Genomic DNA, 6,252 nt, shown 5'->3' with positions numbered 1-6,252 from the left:
CTTCGACCCATAAATAATATTCTTGTTCTGGATATCCATACCTTTAAAAAGTAAATATTCTCGAAAAGAAAAAGGAGTTACTTCTATACTCCAAGCTCTTCCCCTTAAAGAAGTATGGATCTCTAAAGGCATCATCCTCGAGGAAGAACCACTTACCAAGACTTTTATATTCTCCCGTTCAGTGATTCTCCGACAAAATCTTTCCCAACCTTTAATATTTTGTATCTCATCGAAGAGGAAGATCATCTCTTTTTCTTTGACCTCGCTCCGATTAGCTCCAGTAAGGCGAGGCTTTAACTCCAGAAAAACTTCTTTTAACTTTTCGAAATCTTTTATTTCAAAATCGGCCAGTCTTTCATCTTCAAAATCTAGATATAATGCTCGATCTTTATATTTCTTAAATAAATCATATAAGATATAAGTTTTACCGCTTCTCCTTACTCCATAGAGTATTATTACTTTATGGAGAGGGAGTCTTTTATTCTCAGAGACATCAAGGGAAGCAGAGAAATAAGGTACTATACTGTAATCCGACTCCCTATCGGTCATCTGGCCTCCTTGCTTTATTATCACTTGGATGGCCATACTCACTCATCTGGTAAGAACCGTTAGGGTCTCCCGAGTTGCCGTATCCTAACTGTGTGTAACATGCCAAGGTCTTAGACCCCGAGGAAGTCTTGATAATCTTACCATAACGATTACCAAAATATAGCTTTCTGCATCGGTCACCACATCAGCCTTCCTAACTTCATGGTGCTTTCGGGGCTCAATCCCTTCAGACATATGCTTTCGGCCTGCTACCTTGTTTGCCTACGCTTAAAGATAATAGTTACCTACTATCCTCCAAGGCTAACTACTGGTGGCTGGTTAAGCCTTACCAGACGGGATTCCCACCCGCTATATGATACGACCTTGCTCGGCCGCACGACCAATCTACCAATTAAGAAAAAGAAAAGTAGACAATCTACCAGTCGGAGAAAATACAGAGACAGAGAATAAATTACTCATCTTGTTCTTTTTATAAAACCATATTACACTATTTTTATCCTTCTGACAAGGAAGATTGTGGTTAGAAAAAGACGGGCTTGATGAATTGAACCTCTACCTTAATTCATAGACAGGCGAGACGCCTGTCCTACGATTGAGGAGAGTAAAAAGTAGCTTGTCCCCTTTTTTATGCTTGATTTTTTATTTTAAACCGTATATAATTTAATCGTAGTTCAATAAAATACGGTAAATTATTAAAATATTATTTAATTATTTACTATTTTTTAGGAGGTAATTTTGATGCAAAATATCTTTTCGCTGCAGAATCCCTGGCGAATTCAGCCAGGATGGCGGCTTACCGGTCTCGCTCCACGAAGAATTCAGCCATTAATCTTAAATTGGATAGATGAACCAGAAATTTTAGTTATTAGGGGCGCTCGTCAAGTAGGAAAAACTACTTTGATTAAACAAATAATTTATGAGCTAATCCATAAAAGAGGAGTGAACCCAGAAAATATTTTTTATTTTTCTTTTGATGAACGAGATTTGCGGAATTTAGTTTTACAAGAGCCAAAATCAGTATTTAATTTTATCCATCAACAAAGGATAGGAAAAGATAGAGTTTTTATATTTTTCGACGAAATACAAAAAGCTCCGCAAATACTTGAGACTTTAAAGATATATTATGATTCAAATAAGGATTTTAAATTTATTATGACTGGATCGTCCAGTTTAGAGTTAAGTAAAGGTATTAGCGAGTCTTTATTAGGTAGAGTAATAAATTTTCAACTCTATTCTCTCACCTTCCAGGAACTTTTAAGTTTAAAGGCATCAGCAACTCTAATTAAATTTTTGCCAGAATTAAGAAGAGAATTAGAAGATTTTCTTCAGAACTTTGTCGGCTATAAACGTAATAAGCAAAATATAGATTATGATTATGAGAGATTAAAAAAAGTATTTTCTAAATTAAATTTCTATAAGGATGAAATAATGATTCAATTCAATGAATATCTACTGCAAGGAGGTTATCCGGGGGTGGTAAAGAAACAAAGATTTATGTCAGAAATGGTATTAAGAAATATAAAACAAGTCTACATAGAAAGAGATATTATTGAGACTTTAAAGATAGAAAAACATTTTGCTTTTTCTCAGCTTTTAGAGCTCCTTTCTTACCAGATCGGAAGTTTGATTAACCTTGATGAGTTGGGCAGAAACTTGAATATTTCATTCTCTACTTTAAAGAATTTTTTAAATATCTTAGAAAAAACTTATATAATAGAACTTCTACAACCATATTTTACAAATCAAAGAAAAGCAGTTAGAAAAAATAGAAAGATTTATTTTTTAGATACCGGATTTCGTAATGCTTGTATTGGTTTAATTACTTCTCCCTCTAATCCGAATGAGATTGGACATTTAGTAGAAAATATAACTTTTAATGTTTTAAAAAAAGTAAATTCTTATTTGTTTGCGGAATCTATTCAGTTCTTTTTTTATCGCACTTATGATGGTGGAGAGATAGATTTTTTAGTAAAAAAGGGGGATGAAATTTTCCCAATAGAGGTTAAATACCAAAATTTCATTAAAGAAAAGATTCCCACGGTGATGAAAAATTTTATGAAGGCAAAGGGAAAGGGGTGTCGGAGAGGAATGGTGATAACTAGGGATTTCATGAGTAAAAAAAGTTGTGATTTTGGAGAAATATATTTTATCCCCTTGAGTTTGTTAGTATTGGGGATTTGAAACAGTCGTTAGCGAATAGTGAATAGTCGTTAGTGAAGAAAATACAAAGAATAAATGCAAGAAAAAAATAGCGGATAGTAAAACAGTATCGAGTATCGAGTATATAGTGAGGAAAAAGAAAGAAAAAATGCAAGGTGCGAGGTGCAAGGTGCAAGATAATTCAATCGACCAATCAAATAACAATCGGCCAATCTGCCAATCAAGAAAAAGAAAAGAAAACAATCAGCCAATCTACCGATTAAGAAATCTAACCAACAAAAGTAATACGTAATAGTGGACGATTTTCTATTTTGCTAACTTAATATTCAGTTAATTTTTTTATTATTGAGCTCTCGGAAGCCTTTCAAGACCTAAAAAAGCTATTTTTGGAAATGAAAGAAATATTAAATTGTCAGTATATTTTTCCAGTTGTAATTGATGATATTGTCCTTCACTATAAAGTTATGGTCAGAACAGGATATAACCGCGGCAGTCTTGACCTTTGAGCCTAAGTCGTTGGCCAATCTCTTTAAAGAAGTAATATGTTTTGAAGTGATGGTCATTGAACTTTTTATTTCAAATAAGTGTAGGAATCCTCCTATTTCAATAACTAAATCTACCTCGAGACCATCTCTTGAACGCAAGTAGTACATAGAAGCTCTTTCCCCAAAATGTAAAAACTTCTTTAAAAAATCATTAACAATCATTGTTTCAAATAAATTTCCAAAATGAGGACTCTTAAGCAGAGTATCAGCATCATGAAACCCTAATAAATAAGTACATAGTGCGGTATCGCCAAAATATATTTTAGGACTTTTTACTATGCGTTTGCCAATGTTTCGGTAATAAGGATAAAGAAGGTATAGTTGATGTGCTGTTTCCAAAAGAGAAAGCCATCTTTTGGCAGTAGGCACGCTAATTCCAATATCCCGGGCAACCTCAGATAGGTTGAGAATTTGTCCTGTTCTTACCGCACAGGCTATTAAAAATCTTTCAAACTGACTGAGATCACCTATGTTCGATAAATTTCTGATATCTCTTTCTAAATAAGTAGTAATATATGAACTGCACCAAAGTTTTCTATCCACTTTTTTGTTAGTAGCAATTTCGGGGTAAAATCCCCGCATCATGACTTCGTTAAGAGAAATTTTCCGGTCAAATTTATTGGTTAGATCTAGTCTTTTTATCCAGGTGGAAATATCCTGAGCATCACGGGCATTATCAACTCTTTCTGAAAGAGAAAAAGGCAAAAGAAATAAGATTGCTGCCCTACCGGCTAATGATTGGGTGATACTTTGCATAAGCGTAAAATTTTGGGAACCGGTAAATAACCATTGACCGGGCTTGCGGTTTTCATCTATTCTGGTTTTTATATAAGATAATAATTCAGGTACATATTGAATTTCATCTATGATTAGAGGCGGGCGATATTGATTTAAAAAACTTATGGGGTCCTCTTTCGCCCTAATTCTTATATCAGGATCTTCCAAGCTTACCAAGGTGCGGGTTTTGGAAAAGAGCATTTTAAATAGAGTAGTCTTTCCTGATTGGCGCGGACCGGTAACCACGATAGCCGGAAAAGTTTTAATTGCTTTAAGGATCGTTTTTTCTAATATTCGAGCCTTTAGTTTCATATTTTTTCGTGCCTTCTAAATAATTAACCAATATATCAATTCACCAATTCACCAATTGACCAATTGACCAATTAAGATAAGAATAAAAATTAGGAAATTAATTCACCAATTGAGCAATAAAGTGATATTTCTAAGTTTATTGTTATTATCTTCATTTTTATTGTTTTATTATAACCCTTAATATTTAATATTGCAAGTTAAATATGCGGGGTAAATTATTAGCGTAGAGCATATAGCTCTTCCTCTCCCCTGTTTTCTGATCAGTCTTTTCTCAAGTAGATTGCTTAAATCTTTACTTGCTTGTCCAGGAGATATATTATTATCGGTAACTTCTTTTAATATAGGTTCGGGTAAATCTTCTTCTCTGTAGATCTGAAAATAAAAATATAGTTTGTCTTTGTGTTTTTCTAAGATTGATCTTTCTTGGAAGGGCGTATGCAATACGCCCCTACCGTATTCATCTTTGCTCATTTTAATGGTAGATTTACCTACTCTTTTGTAGGGTGGTCTCCCGATCAGCCAATTGACCAATCAAAGAGAATCTACCAATCTACCAATCGGCCTATCGGCCGATCAAGAAAAAGAAAAGAAAACAATCGGCCAATCTGCCAATCTGCCGATCAAGAATAATCTTTCAATCAGTCAATTGGATAATCTAACAGTCAGCTATTAATTATTTTTAAGGACGTTTTCTATGTTAATTATTTTAATATTTTTTGGGATATTTTTATATTTATTTATTTCTTTAGTTAATTCCTCCGGGTTGTTGGTAGAAAGTATGATTATTTTTTGGTCGGAGAGATTATTTTCGCTTGAGTATTGGGATAGGAAATTTTCCATAGAAATAGTCTGGTGACCTAAGAATTTTTCTTTAGATGGATCATCACTTATAATTGCATTTAGTTTTAAGGGAGTACTTATTCCGGCATAGTAGGTAATTTCAGCCAGTTGACCAGTGCCATAAATATTTACCGTTTTTTCTCCTTGTTGGTAGAGTTTTATTAAGTAAGCAGTAAGCAGATCTTTAGTATAATGATAATAATGGAGGGTTTCCTGGAAACGGGTATACATCAGTCGGCTGACATTGGCTATACCTTGAGGGGTAATAAGGTAGAGGAGCTTTCTTCCGGTATCTTTTTTGGCTTTAATCCAGCCCCGGCTAATTAAATTCTTTAAGATAGAATTAGTTAAACCTAAAGAGATGTCGAGTTTGTGGGCTAAGGAACGCTGGGATAAATTTGGATTTTCTTTTAACTCTAGTAGAGTGTTTAGTTCGTGTTGGGACATATGGACTCCATTTTTTCTACATCAACGCTCAAGCAGGCTTCAACTGCTTCATATATATTTTTGATAAGCTCTTCCCAGTTATCTCCTTCTGTTAAACAACCTGGAATTGCTGGAACTTCTGCCCAATAACCGCTTTCTTCTGCTTGGTGAATTATTACTTTAATTTTCATATTATTTAATAACTTCCTGATTCAAATTTCCTTTTATAAATTATTGTAGGAATAAAGCATTAGCAATGATTAATTGATTATTTTATGTTCAGGATGTGAACTTAAGAAAATTATACTGTAAAAGAATTGTGATGTCAAATGAAATAAGTTACGAGACGTAAGGTGCAAGATGCAAATTGAGACTGCTTCGCTCCCTGCGGGAGTTCGCAATGACATTTAGGGAAAAGAAAGAAAGATAGATTCTTATTACTCGTTTTCGCGAGTACAAGTCTTCACTAGTACAAGTTTCCTGGGAATAACAGAGGAGAAGATGAACTAAGCGAGTTATTCTAAATTAAGCTCAATTTGAAGGACTGTGTTAATATCAGCCATAATATCAGGAGAAAGTTCAGTAATTTTTTCACCGAGCTCCTCTTTGCCAATAGTAAAAATAGAGTCTGCTTGAAATTTTG

The 6,252-nt window shown here is 34.0% G+C and carries 7 protein-coding genes; 1 reads left to right on the top strand and 6 read right to left on the bottom strand.

Annotation, left to right across the window (positions count from 1 at the left end):
• On the bottom strand, window positions 1-549 hold a 549-nt coding region (locus COZ07_RS07505; RefSeq protein WP_406607954.1), incomplete at its 3' end, for an AAA family ATPase.
• 84 nt (window positions 550-633) lie between these two features.
• Window positions 634-783: a hypothetical protein gene (locus tag COZ07_RS07500; RefSeq protein ID WP_406607953.1), complete on the bottom strand. Its 150-nt coding sequence runs from the start codon at window positions 781-783 to the stop codon at window positions 634-636.
• A 504-nt stretch (window positions 784-1,287) separates the two neighbouring features.
• Between COZ07_RS07500 and COZ07_RS07495 the strand changes: the two genes are divergently transcribed.
• Window positions 1,288-2,730, top strand: a complete 1,443-nt coding sequence (locus COZ07_RS07495; RefSeq protein WP_406607952.1) for an ATP-binding protein — start codon at window positions 1,288-1,290, stop codon at window positions 2,728-2,730.
• 383 nt (window positions 2,731-3,113) lie between these two features.
• Here COZ07_RS07495 and COZ07_RS07490 read toward each other — a convergent pair whose 3' ends face one another.
• The 4 genes from COZ07_RS07490 to COZ07_RS07475 all read right to left on the bottom strand — a co-directional run bounded on the left by COZ07_RS07490 (window position 3,114) and on the right by COZ07_RS07475 (window position 5,800).
• Complete coding sequence (locus tag COZ07_RS07490) at window positions 3,114-4,343, bottom strand: ATP-binding protein (RefSeq protein WP_406607951.1); 1,230 nt, start codon at window positions 4,341-4,343, stop codon at window positions 3,114-3,116.
• A 177-nt stretch (window positions 4,344-4,520) separates the two neighbouring features.
• Window positions 4,521-4,814 carry a hypothetical protein gene (locus COZ07_RS07485; protein WP_406607950.1) on the bottom strand — a complete coding sequence of 98 codons (294 nt, stop codon included), beginning with the start codon at window positions 4,812-4,814 and terminating at the stop codon, window positions 4,521-4,523.
• Between the two features lie 198 nt (window positions 4,815-5,012).
• The gene (locus tag COZ07_RS07480) at window positions 5,013-5,630 is read right to left on the bottom strand and encodes a winged helix-turn-helix transcriptional regulator (RefSeq protein ID WP_406607949.1); all 618 of its coding nucleotides are present in this window, start codon (window positions 5,628-5,630) and stop codon (window positions 5,013-5,015) included.
• Entirely contained in the window at window positions 5,612-5,800 is a 189-nt protein-coding gene (locus COZ07_RS07475) for a type II toxin-antitoxin system HicB family antitoxin (protein WP_406607948.1), read from the bottom strand. The genes COZ07_RS07480 and COZ07_RS07475 overlap by 19 nt, the downstream gene beginning before the upstream one ends.
• Window positions 5,801-6,252 lie beyond the last annotated feature (452 nt).

It is taken from the genome of Candidatus Infernicultor aquiphilus (assembly GCF_002784285.1).
GTDB classification, from domain to species: domain Bacteria; phylum Atribacterota; class Phoenicimicrobiia; order Phoenicimicrobiales; family Phoenicimicrobiaceae; genus Infernicultor; species Infernicultor aquiphilus.
Note: the sequence above shows the minus strand (reverse complement) of the source record. Positions and strands in the feature narration are given on the sequence as shown.

What these genes read in the sequence shown, in the direction of transcription:
- COZ07_RS07475 (WP_406607948.1), bottom strand. Translation starts at nt 5,800, where the DNA reads ATGAAAATTAAAGTAATAATTCACCAAGCAGAAGAAAGCGGTTATTGG.
- COZ07_RS07490 (WP_406607951.1), bottom strand. Translation starts at nt 4,343, where the DNA reads ATGAAACTAAAGGCTCGAATATTAGAAAAAACGATCCTTAAAGCAATT.
- COZ07_RS07485 (WP_406607950.1), bottom strand. Translation starts at nt 4,814, where the DNA reads ATGAGCAAAGATGAATACGGTAGGGGCGTATTGCATACGCCCTTCCAA.
- COZ07_RS07480 (WP_406607949.1), bottom strand. Translation starts at nt 5,630, where the DNA reads ATGTCCCAACACGAACTAAACACTCTACTAGAGTTAAAAGAAAATCCA.
- COZ07_RS07495 (WP_406607952.1), top strand. Translation starts at nt 1,288, where the DNA reads ATGCAAAATATCTTTTCGCTGCAGAATCCCTGGCGAATTCAGCCAGGA.
- COZ07_RS07500 (WP_406607953.1), bottom strand. Translation starts at nt 783, where the DNA reads ATGTCTGAAGGGATTGAGCCCCGAAAGCACCATGAAGTTAGGAAGGCT.